The sequence below is a fragment of the Mesorhizobium sp. M0571 genome (genome assembly GCF_040320985.1).
Classification (GTDB): Bacteria; Pseudomonadota; Alphaproteobacteria; order Rhizobiales; family Rhizobiaceae; genus Mesorhizobium.
The window spans coordinates 199796-218365 of the sequence record NZ_JAMYQT010000005.1 but is presented as its reverse complement, the minus strand read 5'-3'; the positions used below and the strand labels follow the sequence as shown (position 1 = coordinate 218365).

Annotated in this window: 16 protein-coding genes; 3 read left to right on the top strand and 13 right to left on the bottom strand. The window is 62.1% G+C overall.

Going from position 1 to position 18570, the window contains the following annotated elements; genetic code table 11:
- Nucleotides 1-92: 92 nt before the first annotated feature.
- A complete protein-coding gene (locus tag NKI85_RS09040; RefSeq protein WP_352524406.1) occupies nt 93-497 on the top strand; it encodes a SpoIIAA family protein in 405 nt (134 codons plus the stop codon).
- A gap of 19 nt (nt 498-516) precedes the next feature.
- Here NKI85_RS09040 and NKI85_RS09035 read toward each other — a convergent pair whose 3' ends face one another.
- The 10 genes from NKI85_RS09035 to NKI85_RS08990 form a co-directional block, all read right to left on the bottom strand.
- Entirely contained in the window at nt 517-1644 is a 1128-nt protein-coding gene (locus NKI85_RS09035) for an ATP-dependent DNA helicase (RefSeq protein ID WP_352524405.1), read from the bottom strand.
- Between the two features lie 146 nt (nt 1645-1790).
- Complete coding sequence (locus NKI85_RS09030; protein ID WP_502895991.1) at nt 1791-2174, bottom strand: nitrile hydratase accessory protein; 384 nt, start codon at nt 2172-2174, stop codon at nt 1791-1793.
- A complete protein-coding gene (nthB, locus tag NKI85_RS09025; protein ID WP_352776611.1) occupies nt 2143-2802 on the bottom strand; it encodes a nitrile hydratase subunit beta in 660 nt (219 codons plus the stop codon). Before nthB ends, NKI85_RS09030 begins: the two co-directional genes overlap by 32 nt.
- Nucleotides 2799-3404 carry a nitrile hydratase subunit alpha gene (nthA, locus tag NKI85_RS09020; RefSeq protein WP_352524401.1) on the bottom strand — a complete coding sequence of 202 codons (606 nt, stop codon included), beginning with the start codon at nt 3402-3404 and terminating at the stop codon, nt 2799-2801. The genes nthB and nthA overlap by 4 nt, the downstream gene beginning before the upstream one ends.
- Before the next feature lie 56 nt (nt 3405-3460).
- Nucleotides 3461-6625, bottom strand: coding sequence for an efflux RND transporter permease subunit (locus NKI85_RS09015; RefSeq protein WP_352776610.1), 3165 nt, complete (start codon nt 6623-6625; stop codon nt 3461-3463).
- Nucleotides 6622-7872, bottom strand: a complete 1251-nt coding sequence (locus NKI85_RS09010) for an efflux RND transporter periplasmic adaptor subunit (RefSeq protein WP_352776609.1) — start codon at nt 7870-7872, stop codon at nt 6622-6624. The genes NKI85_RS09015 and NKI85_RS09010 overlap by 4 nt, the downstream gene beginning before the upstream one ends.
- A gap of 168 nt (nt 7873-8040) precedes the next feature.
- Complete coding sequence (locus NKI85_RS09005) at nt 8041-8637, bottom strand: LysE family translocator (RefSeq protein ID WP_352524397.1); 597 nt, start codon at nt 8635-8637, stop codon at nt 8041-8043.
- Between the two features lie 187 nt (nt 8638-8824).
- Entirely contained in the window at nt 8825-9397 is a 573-nt protein-coding gene (gene ilvN / locus NKI85_RS09000; protein ID WP_023676680.1) for an acetolactate synthase small subunit, read from the bottom strand.
- Nucleotides 9398-9463: 66 nt separating this feature from the next.
- A complete protein-coding gene (locus NKI85_RS08995) occupies nt 9464-11245 on the bottom strand; it encodes an acetolactate synthase 3 large subunit (RefSeq protein ID WP_352524396.1) in 1782 nt (593 codons plus the stop codon).
- Between the two features lie 293 nt (nt 11246-11538).
- Nucleotides 11539-11877: a PcfJ domain-containing protein gene (locus tag NKI85_RS08990; RefSeq protein WP_352776608.1), complete on the bottom strand. Its 339-nt coding sequence runs from the start codon at nt 11875-11877 to the stop codon at nt 11539-11541.
- A 1199-nt stretch (nt 11878-13076) separates the two neighbouring features.
- On the opposite strand from NKI85_RS08990, the gene NKI85_RS08985 reads away from it, so the two are divergent.
- Nucleotides 13077-14879 carry an NAD(P)-binding domain-containing protein gene (locus NKI85_RS08985; protein WP_352776607.1) on the top strand — a complete coding sequence of 601 codons (1803 nt, stop codon included), beginning with the start codon at nt 13077-13079 and terminating at the stop codon, nt 14877-14879.
- A 26-nt stretch (nt 14880-14905) separates the two neighbouring features.
- Here the strand turns inward: NKI85_RS08985 and NKI85_RS08980 are convergent, their stop codons facing one another.
- From NKI85_RS08980 to NKI85_RS08970, 3 genes are all read right to left on the bottom strand, one after another.
- Entirely contained in the window at nt 14906-15433 is a 528-nt protein-coding gene (locus NKI85_RS08980; protein ID WP_352776606.1) for a GNAT family N-acetyltransferase, read from the bottom strand.
- 70 nt (nt 15434-15503) lie between these two features.
- On the bottom strand, nt 15504-15812 hold the full coding sequence (locus tag NKI85_RS08975) for a hypothetical protein (protein ID WP_352776605.1): 309 nt from the start codon (nt 15810-15812) through the stop codon (nt 15504-15506).
- Between the two features lie 2 nt (nt 15813-15814).
- Nucleotides 15815-16381 carry a helix-turn-helix domain-containing protein gene (locus NKI85_RS08970; protein WP_352776604.1) on the bottom strand — a complete coding sequence of 189 codons (567 nt, stop codon included), beginning with the start codon at nt 16379-16381 and terminating at the stop codon, nt 15815-15817.
- A gap of 152 nt (nt 16382-16533) precedes the next feature.
- Here NKI85_RS08970 and NKI85_RS08965 point away from each other — a divergent pair, with 152 nt between their 5' ends.
- The gene (locus tag NKI85_RS08965) at nt 16534-18363 is read left to right on the top strand and encodes an ATP-binding protein (RefSeq protein ID WP_352524390.1); all 1830 of its coding nucleotides are present in this window, start codon (nt 16534-16536) and stop codon (nt 18361-18363) included.
- Nucleotides 18364-18570 lie beyond the last annotated feature (207 nt).

Here is an 18570-nt window from a genome sequence, read left to right as displayed (position 1 = left end):
GGCGCGCATCTATACCGCCTTTAACGGGAACAGACAGAGGGTTTCAGGTGTTCCAAGGTGAGCGAAGAAAATCGAGTGCAAGGAGTTCCCTGTTGAATTTTCTCGATACCGTGCCGGCGGTCCGCCGCATCGACACCGATAGCGAAGATCTCTTCGCCATCGATGTCGTCGGCCATGTCGCAGCGGCTGACGCCGAAAACCTGTTCGGATTGCTGGAGGCGGCCTACGCGCTGCATCCGAAGATCGACGTGCTGGTGCGTCTGATCGACCATGAGGGTGTCGACTGGGCCGACGTATCGGACGAGACGATCGAACAGGGCATAGCTCATGCCGTGGAGCATATCGGCCGCTGCGCGGCGGTCGGCGAACCGAACTGGATAGCGGAGGCAAGAGCCTTTTTGCCCGCTTCTTTGCCCATCGAACTCCGGCATTTCGAGGCCAAGGACGAAGCCGCTGCCTGGGAATGGCTTGGCGCCAGACCGATCGCCCAGCGCTGATACGACGGACCAGACAGCCCTATCGGACGATCGTCAGCCGTTCGGCCGCGCGCGTGATGGCGGTGTAGAGCCAACGCTGGCGGGTTTCCTTGAATGCCCAGCTTTCGTCGAAAAGCACGATCTCGTTCCATTGCGACCCTTGCGCCTTGTGCACGGTCAGCGCGTAGCCGTAATCGAAATCGTCGAAGCGCTTCTTCTGCTGCCAGGGAATATCGGCGTCGGGATCCTCGAATGCGGCTTTGAGCAGCTTGATCTTGGCGACGCCGCGATCCGGGTCATCTTCCTCCGGCGAGACCAGCAGATTGATGCCGGGCTTGACCGTCTCGCGCGACGAGGTCATCACCTTCCAAAGCGACCCATTGAGCAGCCCCTTGGCCGGATCGTTGCGCAGGCAGACCAGCTTGTCGCCGGCTTGCGGATAATCGGCGTTGAACCCCTTCAGCTCGCGCAGCCGCTGGTTATAGCGGCGGCGCGTGCGGTTGGTGCCGACCAGCACCTGGTCAGCCTTCAGCACCAATTCCTGGGTGACGTCTTCCTTGCCGATCACTTGCGCCGCGCCATAGTCGCCGCGCATGAACTCGCGGCCCTCGCGCACGTCGAGCGCCAGCCTGATGATCGGGTTATCGCGCGCCTGGCGGTGGATTTCGGTGAGCAGAATGTCCGGCTCGTGGTCGGTGAAGAAGCCGCCGCCGGAGATCGGCGGCAACTGGCCGGGATCACCGAGAACCAGGATCGGCGTGCCGAAGCTCATCAGGTCACGGCCAAGCTGCTCGTCGACCATCGAGCATTCGTCGATGACGACGAGCTTGGCCCGCGAGATCGGACTCTGCCGGTTGAGCGAAAACGTCGGCGACATCGAGGTCTTGCCGGTCACCTCGTCCGATACCGATTCCTCGCCCTTCGGCCGGTAGATCAGCGAATGGATGGTGCGGGCATTGACCGCGCCCTTGGAACGCAGCACCTGCGCCGCCTTGCCCGTGAAGGCGGCGAACTGCACCTGGCCGTCGACATGCTCGGCGAAATAGCGCGCCAGCGTCGTCTTGCCGGTGCCGGCATAGCCAAACAGCCGGAACAGCTGCGGCCTGCCGGTTTTCAGCCAGCCGGCCACCGCCTTCAGCGCCTCATCCTGTTGAGGAGAGAATTCCATCAGCGCGACAGACCGGATTCGCGAGGGAAAGACAAGGTGACTGCCATCACCATCAATTTCATCGCCGGCAATTACGCCGCTGCGACAGGGTCAGGCTATCAGCGACGAACAGGAACGTAAAGAGAACAACATCGGGCGACGACAGCTTACCCAGCCCGCTGCGGGTCGTTCTCCAGCAGGATCGGCTTGCCATGCGGCGTAGCATGCGCGGCGCGTTCCCAGGCAGCGGCAAGGATATCGACGTCGTTCCTACCGGCAACGCCTTTGGTCGACAGCAGATTCTCCAGTGCCGCCAGCCAGTGCTCGTAGTAATCGTGACCGTCGCTCGCGGCGCCCGGCCGCTTCACCTCGGTCGACAAGGCATCCGCCCATTCGCTCCAGGAAAACAGCCCCCTGTCGTGCAGCGCCACTGTGATGGCGAAGGCTTCCGCTTGCCACGGCTCGGCAAACACCGGCGCCTCGACACCGGCGGGCAATAAGGCGGCAACTGAGCTGGTCTCACGCCGGTTCAAGATAGCTCTCCCAGGCATCGATCGACACGACAAGTGTCGGATCGGCGCCCTCGCCCCAGATTTCGCCGCCGGCGAAGGCCACCGTATAGACCCATTGCGGGTTTTCGCCCTGGCCGTGCGCATTGGTGTCGGGAAAGACAAAGCCGTCGCGCACAGCCTCGACGAGGCCTCGCTTGCCGCGTGCATAGCGCGGCAACCTGGTGTGACCGGTCGGATGAAAGTTCTTGGTTCGCACGAGGTCGCCCGCCTTGAACCGTGCCGGCGCAGCGACCGGCCGGTCGCAAGGCCCGCCTTTGGCCAGCACCGCCGGAACATCTTTAGCCTTGAGCACGCTTTTGGGTGTCGCTGCCTGGTCGACCGCGTCGCCCACGGCCAGATCGCGGTCGCTGACGAAACCATGGCGTTTGAGCAGCACCTCCAGCGCCTTGATCCAGATTTCGTAATAACTCGACGCATAGTAGTCGGCCGGGTGCAGCGATTCCCGCGCATGCCGGCTTTCGTCGATGGTCCAGGCGCCCATGGCGCCGGCGCACAAGGTCACGCCAAGCGCCCGCCTTTCCCAATCGGCATGGAAATAGGGTTCGTCCTGTTCGGGCGCGACCGGCCCGAAACCCATCTGTCCGCCGAGATCCTGCGGCCCGTTCATGCCGGCTCCCGCGCCAACGCCGTGCCGATCATGGCATCGCGCGTCACCAGATCAGCGAGCCGTGCCTCATCCCAGCCCTCCGTGCCCCTGGGCCGCATAGGCACGACCAGATAGCGCAGCTCGGCGGTCGAATCCCATACCCGGATTGTCGTCGTCGCCGGCAAGGTCAGCCCGAATTCCTCGAGCACGCCGCGCGGATCGATCACTGCGCGCGAACGGTAGGGCGGCGCCTTGTACCAGACCGGCGGCAGGCCGAGAACTGACCACGGATAGCAGGAGCACAGCGTGCAGACGACGAGGTTGTGTGTGTCGGCCGTGCTGAACACCGCCTGCATGTGCTCGCCTTGTCGGCCGGTGTAGCTGAGCGATCCGATGGCGGCCGTCGCGTCGCGCTTCAGCCATTCGGCAAAGTCGGGGTCAACCCAGGCTTTTGCCACCACCTTTGCGCCGTTGCGCGGCCCGATCCTGGTTTCGTAGGTGTCGACAATGACATCGATCGCCGCCGGATCGATCAGGCCCTTGCGGGTGAGGATCGTCTCCAGCGCGCGCACGCGCGCCGCAAAAGGATCGAGTTCGTTGTCGTGGTCGTGGTCGTGCGGCATGGCGTCAAATTACGATCGCGGACGCCCGGCCGCAAGCACCACGGCTTGGGCCAGCATTATTCAGCTGCCGCTTTCTGCGGCTCACCCAGCGGTTCTTCCTCATCATCGAACAGTGACGGCTGAGCGACGGTTTCGACTGAGCCCGGCTCGCCATGGCGCCCCGCCCACAGCCTAACAAGCCAACCGGAAAAATGCTCCATGTAAACGTAGATGACGGGCGTGACGAACAGCGTCAGTGCCTGCGAAGCGACGAGACCGCCGACCACCGCCACGCCGAGAGGCTGGCGCAATTCAGCGCTGGCGCCGGTGCCGAGCGCGATCGGGATGGTGCCCATCAGCGCGGCGAGCGTCGTCATCATGATCGGCCGAAAGCGCATGAGGCAGGCCTTGTGGATGGATTCGACAGGCGACATCCCCTCGCGCCTGAGTTCAAGCGCCACATCGATCATCATGATACCGTTCTTCTTGACGATGCCGATCAGCATCAGGATGCCGATCACCGCGATCACCGACAGATCCATCCCCGCCAGCCGCAATGCCACCAGCGCGCCAAGCACCGCCGACGGAAGCCCGGTCAGGATGGTGAGCGGGTGGATGAAACTCTCATAGAGCATGCCGAGCACGATATAGATGGTGAGGATCGCGCCGCCGATCAGCAGTCCCTGGTTGGAAAGCGAATCCTGGAATGTCTTCGCCGTGCCCGAGAAGGTGGTCGAGATCGTCGGCGGCATGCCGATCTTTTCCTTCAGCGCATTGATGTGGCTCACGCTGTCGCCGAGGGCCACGCCTTGCGGCAGATTGTAGGAGATGGTCACAGCCGGAAGCTGGCCGAGCTGATTGACGGTCAAGGCGCCGGCGGTCCGATCGACACGGGCGAAGGCACCGAGCGGCACCAGGCTGCCGCTCGCCGTTCTCACCTTGATGGCCAGCATCCGCTCGGGCGACCACTCGATGTTCGGATCGAGTTCCATGATCACGTCGTAGCTGTCGGCCGAGCCGAAGATGGTCGACACCTGCTGGGTGCCGAAACCGCCATAGAGGCTGGAGCGCAATGTGTCGGTATCGATGCCGAGGTTCGCCGCCTTGTCGCGGTCGATTACCAGCGTCGCCTGTAGCGCGTTGTTCTGCAGATCATTGGTGACATCGGTGAAGGCGGCATGATCGGCGGCCATTGCGTCTGTGAGCTTTTGCGCCCAGACGGTCGTCAGGCCGGTATCGAGGCCCTGCACGGCAAGCTGGTAGGCGCTCGCCGAAGAGCGCGCGCCGAGTCGCAGGTTCTGCACCGGCTGCATGTAGGTTTCGATGCCGGGTACATTGGCAAGCTGGCGCCGCAGATCCGAAAGCACCTTGTCGATGTTCGGCCGCTGGTCCTTGTCTTTCAGCTGCACGAAGAGCTGGCCCTGGTTGAGCGCATTGTTTCCACTGCCCGCCGACCAGCCGACATGCGCGACATAGGGCGAATGGGTGAAGACGTCTGCCACTTGCCCCTGCAGCTTCACCATGGCGTCGAAGGAAATGTCCTGACGCGCGATGGTCGTCACCGAGACCTGGCCGATATCCTCCTGCGGGAAGAAGCCCTTCGGCGATATCTGGATCAGCCAGACCGACAGCCCGGCGGTCACGAGGAAGACAAGGAAAACCAGGAAATTGTGGCGCAGGCAGAATGTCAGCAGCCAGTCATAGCCCCGCATGAAGAAGTTTTGTCTATGGTCCTCGCCATGCGCTGCTTCTCGCTCGGCTTTCGATAACGACAACAGCCGCGAGCACAGCATCGGCGTCAGCGTCAGCGAGACAAACATCGACGCCAGAATGGCGACCGTCACCACCACCGCGAACTCATTGAAGATGCGCCCGATCACGCCGCCCATCAAAAGCACGGGAATGAACACAGCCACCAGCGAGATCGAGATCGATATGATGGTGAAGCCGATTTCGCGGGCGCCCTTGAGCGACGCCTCCATTGCCGAGAGCCCGTCCTCCTCCATATGGCGGAAAATATTTTCCAGCATGACGATGGCATCGTCGACGACAAGGCCGACCGCCAGCGTCAGTCCCATCAGCGAGATGTTGTCGATGGAAAACCCGAACAGGTACATCACGCCCAGCGTGGCGATGAGCGAAATCGGTACCGCCACCGCCGGAATGACCGTCGCCGTCACCCGGCGCAGGAACAGGAAGATCACCATCACCACCAGCGCGATGGTGAGCAGCAGCGTGAACTGCACATCGTCGACCGCCTCGCGGATCGACGTCGAGCGATCGTTGAGCAACTGGATGCTCGCCGCCGCCGGCATCTGACCCTCGAAGGAAGGCAGCATCGCCTTGACGCGATCGACAACGTCGACGGTGTTGGCATCCGGCTGGCGCTGCACCGCCATGATGATGGCGCGGGTGCCGTCGTACCAGCTTGCCGTTGTCGTGGTCTCGACCGAATCGATGACGCGGGTCACCTCACCGAGCCGCACCGGATGGCCGTTCTTGGTGGCGATGATGATGTTGGAGAACCCTGCCGCGTTGGTCAGCTGCGTGTTCGCGGTGATGGTCAGCTGCTGTTTGTTGTTCTTGAGCACGCCGAGCGGCGTGTTGCTGTTGGCCGAGGCAATGGCCGTCTGCAGCTGGTCGATCGAGATGCCGCGTGCGGCGAGCGCCGTCGGATCGATCTGGACGCGCACGGCATATTTTTGCTGGCCAAAAATTGAAACCTGCGCAACGCCGTCGATCGTCGACAGCGACGGCGAGATCACATTCTCGGCAAATGCATCGAGATCGGTCAGCGGAATGGTGTCGCTGACCAGGGACATCAGCAAGATCGGCGCGTCGGCTGGATTGACCTTGCGATAGCTCGGCGGGCTGGTCATCTCCGGCGGCAATTGCCGTTGCGTGCGTGCGATCGCCGCCTGCACATCGGCGGCGGCTGCATCGATGTCGCGGTTGAGCACGAACTGAATGGCGATCGAGGTCGAGCCGAGCGAATTGGTCGTCGAGATCGAATCGATGCCGGCGATGGTGGCAAACTGCTTGATCAGCGGCGTTGCCACCGAGGTCGCCATGGTTTCCGGCGAGGCCCCAGGCAGCGAGGCCGAGACGTTGACCACCGGAAACTCGGCACTTGGCAGTGCCGCCACCGGCAGGAATTTGTAAGCAAACAGCCCGCCCAGCACCAGGGCGAAGGACATGAGCAGCGTGGCGACGGGCCTGCGGATGCAGAATTCGGAAATCATGGCTGTGTCCCGCCCGTTTTGTCAGCCTCGGCGACCTTCGGAGCCGCGTGATCGCCGGTGCCGGTCGAAGTCTTGCCTTCGCGCACTGCCGCACCGTTCTTCAGTTTGGTTTGGCCCTCGACGACGACACGCTCACCGCTTTTCAATCCTTGGCTGATCGCGGTGTTGGCGCCTTCTGTCAGCGCAACCTGCACGGGCCGCATTTCCACTGTGTTGTCCGGTTTGATCACATAGACGAACGGACCCTTCTGGCTGGGCTGGACGGCAACCGTCGGAACGGACGTCATTTGCGGCATGATGCCGGCATCGAGCACGACATTGACATATTGGCCCGGCCACAGCGAAAGATCGGCGTTCGGCACGCTCGCCCGCGTTGCGATCGTGCCGGAGGCCGTGTCCACGCTGGAATCGACGAAATCCAGCGTTCCCCTGCCGATCGGCTTCGGGTCGCCATCCCTGGTCAGCGTCACCGCGCCTAGCTGCGGCGCCGCCAGCGCCTTGTGCAGTAGGGCAAGATCGCTTTCGGGAAGATTGAAATTCACCTGCAGCGGGTCGACCTGCGTGATCGTCACCAGCGGGGTCGACGTGCTGCTGCCGTTGCTGGTGGTGACGAGATCGCCGACCGCGACACTGACCGCGCCAAGCCTGCCGGAAATCGGCGCCTTGATCGTGGCAAAGCCAAGCTGGACCTCGTCCGCATCGATCGTCGCCTTGTCGGCGTCGACGGTGGCCGCGGCGGATTTTTGCGCCGCGACGGCCTGATCATAGGTCTGCTGTGTTCCGGCTTGCCTGGCGACGAGATTTTTGGCGCGCTGAAGATCGGCCGTGGCGCTGGCAAGCAGCGCCTGGTCTTTTGCGAGCGTCGCCTGATCGCGTGCCAGTTGCGCCTTCAACGAGCGATCGTCCAGCGAGAACAGAAGGTCGCCGGCCTTCACCATCTGTCCGTCCTTGACCGCAATCGCAACGATCTGGCTCGAGACCCGCGCGTTGATGCTGACCACCGCGGGAGACGATATAAAGCCGATGGCATAGCGCCGGACCGGGAAATCGGCCGTCGAAGCAGTGGCGGCGACCACCGAGGTCGAGCGAGCAGCATTTGCCGCTGCGGCGGGTTTGTCTGCCGTCGCCGTCGTCTGCTTCGCCGACAGCATCTGCTGAAGACCGCTCATTGCGGTGGGCGAAAGATAGAGCCACGCCGCGGCAACGCAGGCTGCAGCAATCACCGCAAATACAATCTTTCCGCGCATCGACAAAAGGCCTCTCGATCCGACACGCCGTTATCCGGTGGTCGCAGTCTAGCTCAACTCGCAGCCTCTTGCCGCGATTTTGCCAGATAATAGAGGATGCCGAAGGCGAAAAAGGGCCAAAAGCCGTCATTACGAAGATTTAATGTGCAGTGCACAATAAAACGGCAGCTAGCGCAGCATCGGCCACAGCGTCGCCGCAAGCGTCACGCCCATGGCGATGTTGAACCATTTGAGCCGCACCGCATCCGCCAGAAAACCGCGCAGCGCCATGCCGAAACCGGCCCAGCTCGAAATGCTCGGCAGCATGACGACGGCGAAAGCGGCCGAGATCAGTACCACGGACACAAACGGACGATTCGGGTTGGTGTAGACGGCCATGGCGGTGATCGCCATGACCCAGGCCTTGGGATTGACCCACTGAAACGCCGCCGCCTCGATGAAGCGCATTGGCGGGCCCTTCGCCTCGCCTTCGCCGCCGAGCGAGCGCGACATGGCAATCTTCCAGGCGAGATAAAGCAGGTAGAGGCCGCCGGCGATCTTCAATCCGGTATGCAGCATTGGAAAGGCCGTCAGCACCGCGCCAAGCCCGAAGCCTACGGCCAGCAACAGGACGAGGAACCCGATGCCGATGCCCAGCATATGCGGAATCGTTTTGACGAAGCCGAAATTCACACCGGAAGCCAGAAGCATGAAATTGTTCGGACCCGGCGTGACCGAGGTCACGAAGGCATAGACCAGAAGAGCAAGGAATGCATCCAGCGTCATAGCTTCCTCCCAATTAAGTCAGCACTATTGTCCTTTTACGACCGTCGCGCAAAAGCCACTCCAGGCGCGCAGCCGGGCCAGGCGATCGCATTGCGACGGAACAGATATGCGGCGCCAGATCATCTTGCAGCCGAGTGGAATCACTTGGCGCCGCAGAAACGCGGCTAAAGCAACTGGATACTGCGAGCTACATCCCTTGCGGGCCGCGGTTCATCGCCGCCACCCCGGTGCGGCAGATTTCGACGAGGCCGAGCGGCTTCATGATGGCGATGAACTGATCGAGCTTGGAGCCCTTTCCGGTGATCTCGAAGATGAAATGCTCGGTGTTGGCGTCGATGACGCTGGCGCGGAATGCATCGGCGAGCCGGAGCGCCTCGACGCGGGCTTCGCCGGTGCCGGCAACCTTGACCAGCGCGAGTTCCCGCTCCAATGGCCGCTCCTGTCCGAATTCCTGCGACCGCACGGTGAGATCGACGACGCGGTGCACCGGCACGATGCGCTCGAGCTGGTGCTTGATCTGCTCCAGCACATGCGGCGTGCCGCGCGTCACGATGGTGATGCGCGACAGGTGTTTTTCGTGCTCGGTTTCCGAGACCGTCAGGCTCTCGATGTTGTAGCCGCGTCCGGAAAACAGGCCGATGACCCGGGCAAGCACGCCCGGCTCGTTGTCGACTAGGACCGAAAGCGTGTGGTTCTCTGGTTTTTCCGTCTCCTTGGCGATGAAATAGGCGGAGCCGGTCGGTTGCAACTGTGCGTTCATGACATGAATCTCGATTTCAAACTTTTTTGCTAATCTGCTGTTTTCGCACAGCTTCCTTGAACCAAGCTACACCAGTTCCCTGCCCTTGGCGTCGATCGCGTTGGCCACAGCCTCGTCCGTCGCCTCGTCAGGCAACAGCATCTCGTTATGCGCCTTGCCGGACGGGATCATCGGGAAGCAGTTGGCGAGCGTCGCCACGCGGCAGTCGAAGAGGACGGGCTTCTTGACCGCGATCATCTCCTTGATGGCGTCGTCAAGCTCGTCCGGCTTGTCGCAGCGAATGCCGTGGCCGCCATAGGCTTCGGCGAGCTTGACGAAATCCGGCATCGCCTCGGTGTAGGAATGCGACAGCCGGTTGCCATGCAGCAACTGCTGCCATTGCCGCACCATGCCCATATACTGGTTGTTGAGTATGAAGATCTTGATCGGCGCCTCGTGCTGCACCGCCGCGCTCATCTCCTGCATCGTCATCTGCACCGAGGCGTCGCCGGCGATATCGATAACAAGCGCGTCGGGATGGGCGATCTGCACGCCGAGCGCCGCCGGCAGGCCGTAGCCCATCGTGCCCAGTCCGCCGGAGGTCATCCAGCGGTTCGGCTTCTCGAAATGGTAGTGCTGCGCCGCCCACATCTGGTGCTGGCCGACCTCGGTGGTGATGTAGGTGTCGAGGTCCTTGGTCAGCGCATAGAGCCGCTGGACGGCATATTGCGGCATGATCACCTCGTGGTTCATCTTATAGGCGAGCGAATCGCGGGCGCGCCATTTGGCGATCTGCTCCCACCACGGGTGAAGTGCCTTCTTGTCGGCCTTGGCGGTTGCCCGCCACAGCCGCACCAGATCCTCCAGCACACGCCCGACATCGCCGATGATCGGCACGTCGGTATGGACGTTCTTGTTGATCGACGACGGGTCGATGTCGATGTGGATCTTCTTCGAATTCGGCGAAAACGCCGTCAGCCGCCCGGTGATGCGGTCGTCGAAGCGCGCGCCGATGCAGAGCATGACGTCGCAATCGTGCATCGCCATGTTCGCTTCATACGTGCCGTGCATGCCGAGCATGCCCATCCAGTTCTTGCCCGATGCCGGATAGGCGCCGAGGCCCATCAGCGTCGAGGTGATCGGAAAGCCGGTGAGGTCGACCAGCTCGCGCAGCAAATGGCTCGCCTCCGGGCCGGAATTGATGACGCCGCCGCCCGAATAGATGATCGGCTTCCTGGCGCCGGCCATCAGCTCGACCGCCGCCTTGATCTTCTCCAGGTCGCCCTGAACCTTCGGCTGGTAGCTGGTGCGCGGCGCCGTCTGCGGCGGGACATAGATGCCCTTGGCGAACTGAACGTCCTTCGGGATGTCGACGACGACCGGACCGGGGCGCCCTGTGGTTGCCACATGGAATGCCTCGTGGATCGTTGCCGCGAGCTCGTTGACGTCCTTCACCAGCCAGTTGTGCTTGGTGCAGGGCCGCGTGATGCCGACCGTGTCGCATTCCTGGAACGCATCCGAGCCGATCAGCGAAGTCGGCACCTGGCCGGTCAGGCAGACCAGCGGGATCGAATCCATCAGCGCGTCCTGCAATGGCGTCACCGCATTGGTGGCGCCCGGCCCGGAGGTCACCAGCATGACGCCGGCCTTGCCGGTCGAGCGCGCATAGCCTTCCGCCGCATGGCCCGCGCCCTGCTCGTGGCGGACGAGGATGTGCTCGACCTCGTCCTGTTGGAAGATCTCATCGTAAATTGGGAGAACCGCGCCGCCCGGATAGCCGAAAACATGCTTGACGCCATTGTCCTTCAGCGCCTGCACCACCATTTCAGCGCCTGTCATTTCGCGCCGCTCACTCTGTCCACTGCTCATCGGTCTGGTCCCGTACTGTTCGCCATCTGGCGATTGCTGGTCGTTTAGTCGTGTTTCGGGCAATAAAAAAGGCCCCCGAGGGAGCCTGTGTCTTGCGCATGGGAGGTCATCGCCCGGCGGTTACACCGCCTTGCCCACGCGCTTTCCTACGAGAATGAGTGCCTTTTTCATGGTCGCGGACCATAGAATTGGTTTGATGGCGCTGTCAACGGTGAATATGCGCTTGGCCTGACGTCGGCACATTCGCTCATTGGGCAACCCGCGCGGCACTTCCGCCGCGCGGGGTCTTCGTTTCAGGCCGTGAGCACCACGCCTCTCGCCTTGGCCCAGCGCTCGACGATCTTGCGCTCCTCGAGCGAAGCGAGACGATTGCCGAAACCGCGCACCTGCACCGCACGGTTTTGCGGGTCGAGTTCGATCGTCAGCATCCGCTCGATCTTGCCGAGCGCTGTGCGCCGCAGCACCCAGATCGAGGCATTGCCGGCGATGCATTTGGCCGCGTACATCGAGACGCAATGATGCATCGCTCGGCTCTCGGCGACCAGATCTTCGGCTGTCTTCAACTGACGGACGAAGAAATGCTCGCCATGCTGCCTTTGCCTCCTTGGTCGACGGCTGCCAGTCCCAGTCATCGAGGCGCGAGCCATCCCAGGCGCGGCCCTGCGACTGCATTCCGGCAGTATGTGGAGCCCGCCCGGCAGCGCGGCGGCGCATCGCCTCGATGCGTTCGATCGCGGCGATATCGCGATGCCATTCCACCATGTGCCGACGCAGTGAGGCGAGCGTGCGACCCTTCAGGCTGTACGCTGCACGGCGCTGGTGCATGGCGCCGATATAGTCGCACAAATCGTCGATCTCCTCCTTCGACGTAGGTTGTGCGCAGAAGAACCGCGCCACCTCGCGCCAGAAGGCCAGATCGTTACGTGGCGTGCGCGCGATTTTCGACTTGGCAAGTCGGGCCGCCAACCCGGAATCATCCGTGTAGGACCGGGCGATCGCCACCCAAAATGCCTCGTCGAAGGTCAAATCGCCGGACAAGTTCAGGAAGCAATGCACCTCCTTGCGGGACAGCCATGCACTGGCGCCCGCCTTGTAGAGCGAGTCACCACGCGCTACTGCGATATACCAAGCCTTGCGGAGCGCAATCTCGCTTTGGACGCCATAGGGCGCCGTCGCGGATCGCCATCCTGGCAAAGCACGGACGTGCCTCGTCAAGCGCCCGCTCGAAATCTGGAGCGGGACGCGCGACGGGAAAAACCCGCCGCAGCGTTACTGCATATGCTTCAATACGTTCGCGCTGGCGTCCTGCCTGCGCTGGATCATGGACTTTGCCATGGCCGTTCTTCCTGATTGGAACCCCGTCAGCCGCACGCAATTCCAGCGTCGGCACGGAATGTGTCGATCTGGATTGCCGGGTCATTGACAGGTCTCCCTTCAGGACGACGGGTTAGAATGGGCGGCTTCTCTAAGCTCGCGGCAAATTTGACGCAAGAGCCTTTCTTTCAATATTTACAATGACCGTGCGTAGTGTTGCAAAGACGCATCTCTAGTCTTCAGACAGCTAGGACTATCGGCGAGAGCTTCAACTTCCCATCGTATCAGCGGTCCGGACACGCCGAAGCTGACCGTCGTCGGCGCGCCCGAGATATGGGGCCGAATGATTCGCTGCGGCACGGATGATCTCCTGCCAAGTCAACAACTACTGTGATAAACCATTGAAACCACGCCAAACTATTTGACGACGTGACGCCGCGCACATTTTGCCGCGATACTTCGGCCAACCGGGCTGGGAGGGTCCGGTGAAGCCACAGGACTTACGGGAGGAAATTTGATGCTCGACAAGGCCCCAGCCAAGAAACTGTCCGACCTGCTCGATCAATTCGGCGCAGCACTTGCCGCCAGCGATATCGACAGAGCGGTCGAATGCTTTCAGGAAGATTGTTACTGGCGCGACCTGGTGACCTTTACCTGGAACATCAAGACCATGGAGGGCCGCGATCTGGTGCGCGACATGCTGGTCAGCCAGTTGGCGAAGACGAAACCTTCGAACTGGAGGATCGCCGCCGGCGAGGACGCCAGCGAGGACGGCGGGGTGCTGGAGGGCTGGATCAGCTTCGAAACCGAAGTGGCCCGCGGCTTTGGGCACATCAGGCTGAAGGAAGGAAAGATTTGGACGCTGCTGACCAGCATGGTCGAGTTGAAGGGTCATGAGGAATCCGCCGGCTTCGCCCGGCCGCTGGGCGCCAAGCATGGCCACGGCAAGAACCGTCCGACCTGGAAGGAAGAGCGCGAAAGAGAGGCCGCTGAACTCGGCTTCAAGACGCAGCCCTACACACTGATCATCGGCGGCGGCCAAGGCGGAATTGCACTCGGCGCCCGCCTCAGGCAGCTCGGCGTGCCGACCATCATCGTCGAGAAGAACGAGCGTGCCGGCGACAGCTGGCGCAAGCGCTACAAGTCGCTCTGCCTGCACGACCCGGTCTGGTACGACCATCTGCCCTACATCGACTTCCCCCGGAATTGGCCGGTCTTCTCACCCAAGGACAAGATCGGTGACTGGCTGGAAATGTACACCAAGGTCATGGAGCTGAACTATTGGTCCTCCACCGAGGCCAGGAGCGCCACCTATGATGATGAGAAGAAGGAATGGACCGTCATCGTCCATCGCGACGGCAAGGACATCGTCCTGAAGCCCAGGCAATTGGTGCTGGCCACGGGACAGTCCGGCAAGGTTAATATGCCGAAATTCAAGGGCATGGAAAATTTCAAGGGCGATCAGCACCATTCCTCGCAGCATCCAGGCCCCGATGCCTATGTCGGCAAAAGCGCTGTCGTGATCGGCTCGAACAATTCCGCGCACGATATCGCCGCCGCACTTTGGGAAGCCGGCGCCGATATCACTATGGTGCAGCGCTCGACCACCCATATCGTCAAATCCGACACGCTGATGGAAATCGGGCTGGGTTCGCTCTACTCGGAAAAAGCGGTGCAAAGCGGCATGACGACCGCAAAGGCCGACCTCGTCTTTGCCTCGCTACCCTACAAGATCCTGCACGAATTCCAGATCCCGGCCTACGCTGAGATGAAGAAGCGCGACGCCGACTTCTACAAAGGGCTGGAGAAGGCCGGCTTCATGCTCGACTGGGGTGACGACGATTCCGGCCTGTTCATGAAATATCTCAGGCGCGGCTCGGGCTACTACATCGACGTCGGCGCGTCCGACCTGATCATCGACGGTTCGATCAAGCTGAAAAGCGGCGTCGAAGTGACGGAGATCAAGGAGCATTCCATCCTGCTCAGCGATGGTTCGGAACTGCCGGCCGACCTCATCGTCTACGCCACCGGCTATGGCTCGATGAATGGCTGGGCGGCCGACCTGATCTCAAGGGAAGTCGCCGACAAGGTTGGGAAATGCTGGGGCCTCGGCTCCAACACCACCAAGGATCCAGGCCCGTGGGAAGGCGAATTGCGCAATATGTGGAAGCCGACCCAGCAGGAAGCGCTCTGGTTCCATGGTGGCAACCTCCACCAGTCGCGGCACTATTCGCAATTTCTGTCGCTGCAGTTGAAGGCGCGGCACGAAGGCATCGCGACACCGGTCTACGGCCTGCAGCAGGTCCACCATAAGGGATAGATCAGCACTGGCAGCGATCGGCGCCGTTACCGTGTCTGGCCAATGCGCTTCCAGTAGATGAGCGTGCCTGTCAGCCCACCGTGCGGCTTCAGCGCGTAGTCCGGTATTTCGCCGGCCAGCGTGAAGCCGAGCTTCTCATAGAGACCGGAAGCCCCCTCCTCCTTTGCCGTGTCCAGGACCAGCAGCGTGCGGCCTTTCTCCACGGCGAGGGCTTCGGCCGCCTCCATGAGGCGGGTTGCGACGCCCTTGCCGCGATAATCGAGGCGGGTCATCAGCTTGGCGATCTCGGCCCGGTGCGGCTGGTTGGGAGGGCAGTCGAGCAGTAAGGTGACGGTGCCGATTAGAGACTCGCCGTTCCAGGCCCCCAGCACCGCCCTTTCGCCTCTGGCGGCCGCCTCGAACGACTTGTTCCAGAAGGCTGCGGCCATTTCCGGCGCCAGCGGATGCATGAAGCTGACCGATCCGCCGGCGGCAACCGTCCCGATCAGCAAATCGACCATTATTTTTTGCGTGCCGGCAGTATTGGTGAGCAGGTTGATTTCGATTGAATTCATGTGGTCTCCCCTTATCCACGACGGAAATGGTTCCAACCTGACCGGCAGCGTAACCCGCACGCGCCACCCATCAGTCGAAGTGACCGGTCCGCTTCCGCTTCCTGGCCCGGCGGATTTCCGCGATGCGCTCGGCGTCTTCCTCTTGCAGATGTCGCCCGCGCTCCAGCAGCTCGAGCGTATATTCCTCATAGGTCAGGCCCAGCCGCTCGGCCTTGTCCAGCCGCATCAGCATGATATCGCGGCCTGGCGCCGTCCATGCCTGGGCATGAGCGGCCCGCCAGGCAAGAAAGACATAGGGGTCGCTCTTGCCCCAGGGCGGACCGTCATAGTCGTCGAGCGGCGGACCGCCATTGTCGGAGCGTTTCGGACGTCGTGCCATCATCAGCTCCTGGCCAACGCAACCAGATACTCGGCGGCGTCCGGCCCCGGAGAGTGGAAAACGCAATCGGATGGCGCGCCGAGTGCCAGGCAATCGCCGGGTTCGAGCCTGTGGACGACGGCGCCCTCGGTGAATTCCAGCCGCCCGGAAATCAGCCAGATCTGCTGCCGGATGAAGGCATAGGATGCCGCCGGAAAACTCACCTTGGCGCCCGCTGGCAACTGGACCCGTATCAGTTCGAGCGGCATGTCCGAAACCGGCGAAAGATGCCGCCGGATATAGCCCGTGGCCGGATCGCGCCAGACTGGCTGGTCCCTTTCACGAAGCAGGCCGCCGCCCTGCAATTCCGCCCGTGCGATCAGGGTGGAAAGCGTCATGCCGAAGGCCACCGCAATGCGCACGAGGAGTGCCGCAGTCGGGCTCGTCATGCCGCGCTCTATCGTGCTCAGCATGGCTTTCGAGACATCGGACCGCTCCGCCAATTCCGCCAGCGACCAACCGCGAGCCACCCTTTCGGCGTGTATCCTTCTGCCGATAGTGGAGGAGATATCGTTCGCTATATCGTTCATTCATCCAATATATCGAAATTCTGCCGTCGAGCAAAGGGCCGTTTGGTTCAGTTTTCGCGAACTCCTTAATGTCCGCTACACCATCCAGCCTCACCCCACCTTAACCCCGTTCGGCTAGGCTCATCCTTTGGGAAAAGGGGATCGGCCTGTCCATGCTCGTTGAACGCGAAGCCTCCATTGGAGAACCGACTTTGCTGGAGCGCCGCAGGGCGGAGCAGAACGACAAGCGGATCCTGGGCAATGTCGTGCAATGCGACGGCGCCCGCGCCACCATCAGCGCCTATGCCGATGATGTCGAAGGCACGGTCACCGGTCTGTGGAGCGTCGGCAAGATGATCTCGATCAATCTCGGCACATCACGAACCGTCGGCCTGGTTTATGAGATCGGCAAATCGGATCGTGCCTGGAGCAGCGAGGGCCAGAATCCGATCGAGGTCAGTATCGAACTGATCGGCGAGGTGCGCGATGGCGCCGAACCCGGCGCGAAGCCGGTCTTCGACCGAGGCATCACAACCTATCCGCATATCGGCGCCATTGCCCATCGTATCCGCAGCCGCGACCTGCAGGCCGTCTACGATCTCGCCGGACGTCACTCGATAACCATCGGCACGCTGTCGCAGGACGAGGCCATCGACGCCAATATTGCCATCGACGATACGCTGGCGCGCCATTTCGCCATTGTCGGCACCACCGGAGTCGGCAAATCGACCGCCGTGTCGCTGCTTTTGCGCAAGTCGATCGCCGCTCGGCCCGAGCTGCGCGTGCTGATCCTCGATCCACACAACGAGTTCGCCGCGTCGTTGCCCGAATATTGCGTCCGGATCGATTCGACGACGCTCGACCTGCCCTTCTGGATGTTCAAACTCGAGGAATTTGCCGAGGTGCTGTTTCGCGGCCGCGAGACGGTCCCGGAAGAGGTCGACGCCTTGCGCGACCTCATTCCCGCGGCCAAGAACCTCTACCGCAATCCGAACTCCGGCAACTACCTGCGGCGCAGCACCGACGCGCTGACCGCCGACGCGCCGGTGCCCTATCGCATTGCCGACCTCATCAAGCTGGTCGACGAGCGCATGGGATTGCTGGAAAGCAAGAACGACCGCCCGACCCTCAGGTCACTGAAGACACGTATCGAATCGGCGGCATCCGATCCGCGTTACCGTTTCATGTTCAATTCGCGCCTGATCGAGGACACCATCCACGAGACGATCGGCAACATTTTCCGCGTGCCGCATCACGGCCGCCCGGTGACCTGCTTCGAAATGGCCGGCATGCCGTCCGAGGTGGTCAATTCCGTGTGCTCGGTGCTGGCGCGGCTGGCCTTCGACCTGGCGTTGTGGAGCGAAGGCCGCTTGCGGCTGCTCTTCCTGTGCGAGGAAGCGCACCGCTATATGCCGGCCGATCCGCGCCTCGGTTTCGCGCCGACGCGGCACGCGCTGTCGCGCATCGCCAAGGAAGGCCGCAAATATGGCTGCTATCTCGGCGTCGTCACCCAGCGCCCTGGCGAGCTCGACCCGACCATACTGTCGCAGTGCTCGACGTTCTTCGCCATGCGGCTCGCCAACGAGCAGGACCAGGCGATCATCCGCTCGGCGATCGCCGATTCCTCGGCTTCGACGCTGGCGTTCCTGTCTTCGATGGGCCAGCGTGAGGCCATTGCCTTCGGAGAAGGCGTGGCGACGACGATGCGGATGAAGTTCGAAAAGCTCTCCGAGGATTTGATCCCCGGCACGGCCAAGCGCGAGGATGCCTTGCCGTCCGAAACCGGCAACGAGGTCGACCTTGTTGCGATCGTCGAACGGCTGCGCAACGTGCCGAAACCACAACAGGCAATGCCGTTCGCGGAAGTCGTCGATTCGGGCCGGCAGGCCGGCGATTCCGACTATCGCAAACCGCCGGCCGCACGCAGCCAGCGGGACGACGATTTCGATCTGCGTTACGGCCTCAAGCCGGCGACCTTCGGGCTACGCCCGCAAAACGATTGAGCCGACCAGCTTCTAGCCTGTGAGGCCAAAGGCTTCCGAAGTTAAACCATTGTCACCCAGGAAACCGGGGCAAATCCCGGAAGGGAATTCATCAGGCCGGATCGAATGACGTGGCTTTTGAGAACCCGGAGCGGAGTGGACATTTGAGTCCATGAGCACCGGAAGTCGAGAAAGCTGCGTCAGTCGGCCGGCCTCATGAATTCTTCT

What these genes read in the sequence shown, in the direction of transcription:
- NKI85_RS08990 (WP_352776608.1), bottom strand. Translation starts at nt 11,877, where the DNA reads ATGACTGGGACTGGCAGCCGTCGACCAAGGAGGCAAAGGCAGCATGGC.
- nthB (WP_352776611.1), bottom strand. Translation starts at nt 2,802, where the DNA reads ATGAACGGGCCGCAGGATCTCGGCGGACAGATGGGTTTCGGGCCGGTC.
- NKI85_RS08995 (WP_352524396.1), bottom strand. Translation starts at nt 11,245, where the DNA reads ATGAGCAGTGGACAGAGTGAGCGGCGCGAAATGACAGGCGCTGAAATG.
- NKI85_RS09035 (WP_352524405.1), bottom strand. Translation starts at nt 1,644, where the DNA reads ATGGAATTCTCTCCTCAACAGGATGAGGCGCTGAAGGCGGTGGCCGGC.
- NKI85_RS08965 (WP_352524390.1), top strand. Translation starts at nt 16,534, where the DNA reads ATGCTCGTTGAACGCGAAGCCTCCATTGGAGAACCGACTTTGCTGGAG.
- nthA (WP_352524401.1), bottom strand. Translation starts at nt 3,404, where the DNA reads ATGCCGCACGACCACGACCACGACAACGAACTCGATCCTTTTGCGGCG.
- NKI85_RS09030 (WP_502895991.1), bottom strand. Translation starts at nt 2,174, where the DNA reads ATGCCTGGGAGAGCTATCTTGAACCGGCGTGAGACCAGCTCAGTTGCC.
- NKI85_RS09005 (WP_352524397.1), bottom strand. Translation starts at nt 8,637, where the DNA reads ATGACGCTGGATGCATTCCTTGCTCTTCTGGTCTATGCCTTCGTGACC.
- NKI85_RS09010 (WP_352776609.1), bottom strand. Translation starts at nt 7,872, where the DNA reads ATGCGCGGAAAGATTGTATTTGCGGTGATTGCTGCAGCCTGCGTTGCC.
- NKI85_RS08985 (WP_352776607.1), top strand. Translation starts at nt 13,077, where the DNA reads ATGCTCGACAAGGCCCCAGCCAAGAAACTGTCCGACCTGCTCGATCAA.
- NKI85_RS09015 (WP_352776610.1), bottom strand. Translation starts at nt 6,625, where the DNA reads ATGATTTCCGAATTCTGCATCCGCAGGCCCGTCGCCACGCTGCTCATG.
- NKI85_RS08970 (WP_352776604.1), bottom strand. Translation starts at nt 16,381, where the DNA reads ATGAACGATATAGCGAACGATATCTCCTCCACTATCGGCAGAAGGATA.
- ilvN (WP_023676680.1), bottom strand. Translation starts at nt 9,397, where the DNA reads ATGAACGCACAGTTGCAACCGACCGGCTCCGCCTATTTCATCGCCAAG.
- NKI85_RS08975 (WP_352776605.1), bottom strand. Translation starts at nt 15,812, where the DNA reads ATGGCACGACGTCCGAAACGCTCCGACAATGGCGGTCCGCCGCTCGAC.
- NKI85_RS08980 (WP_352776606.1), bottom strand. Translation starts at nt 15,433, where the DNA reads ATGAATTCAATCGAAATCAACCTGCTCACCAATACTGCCGGCACGCAA.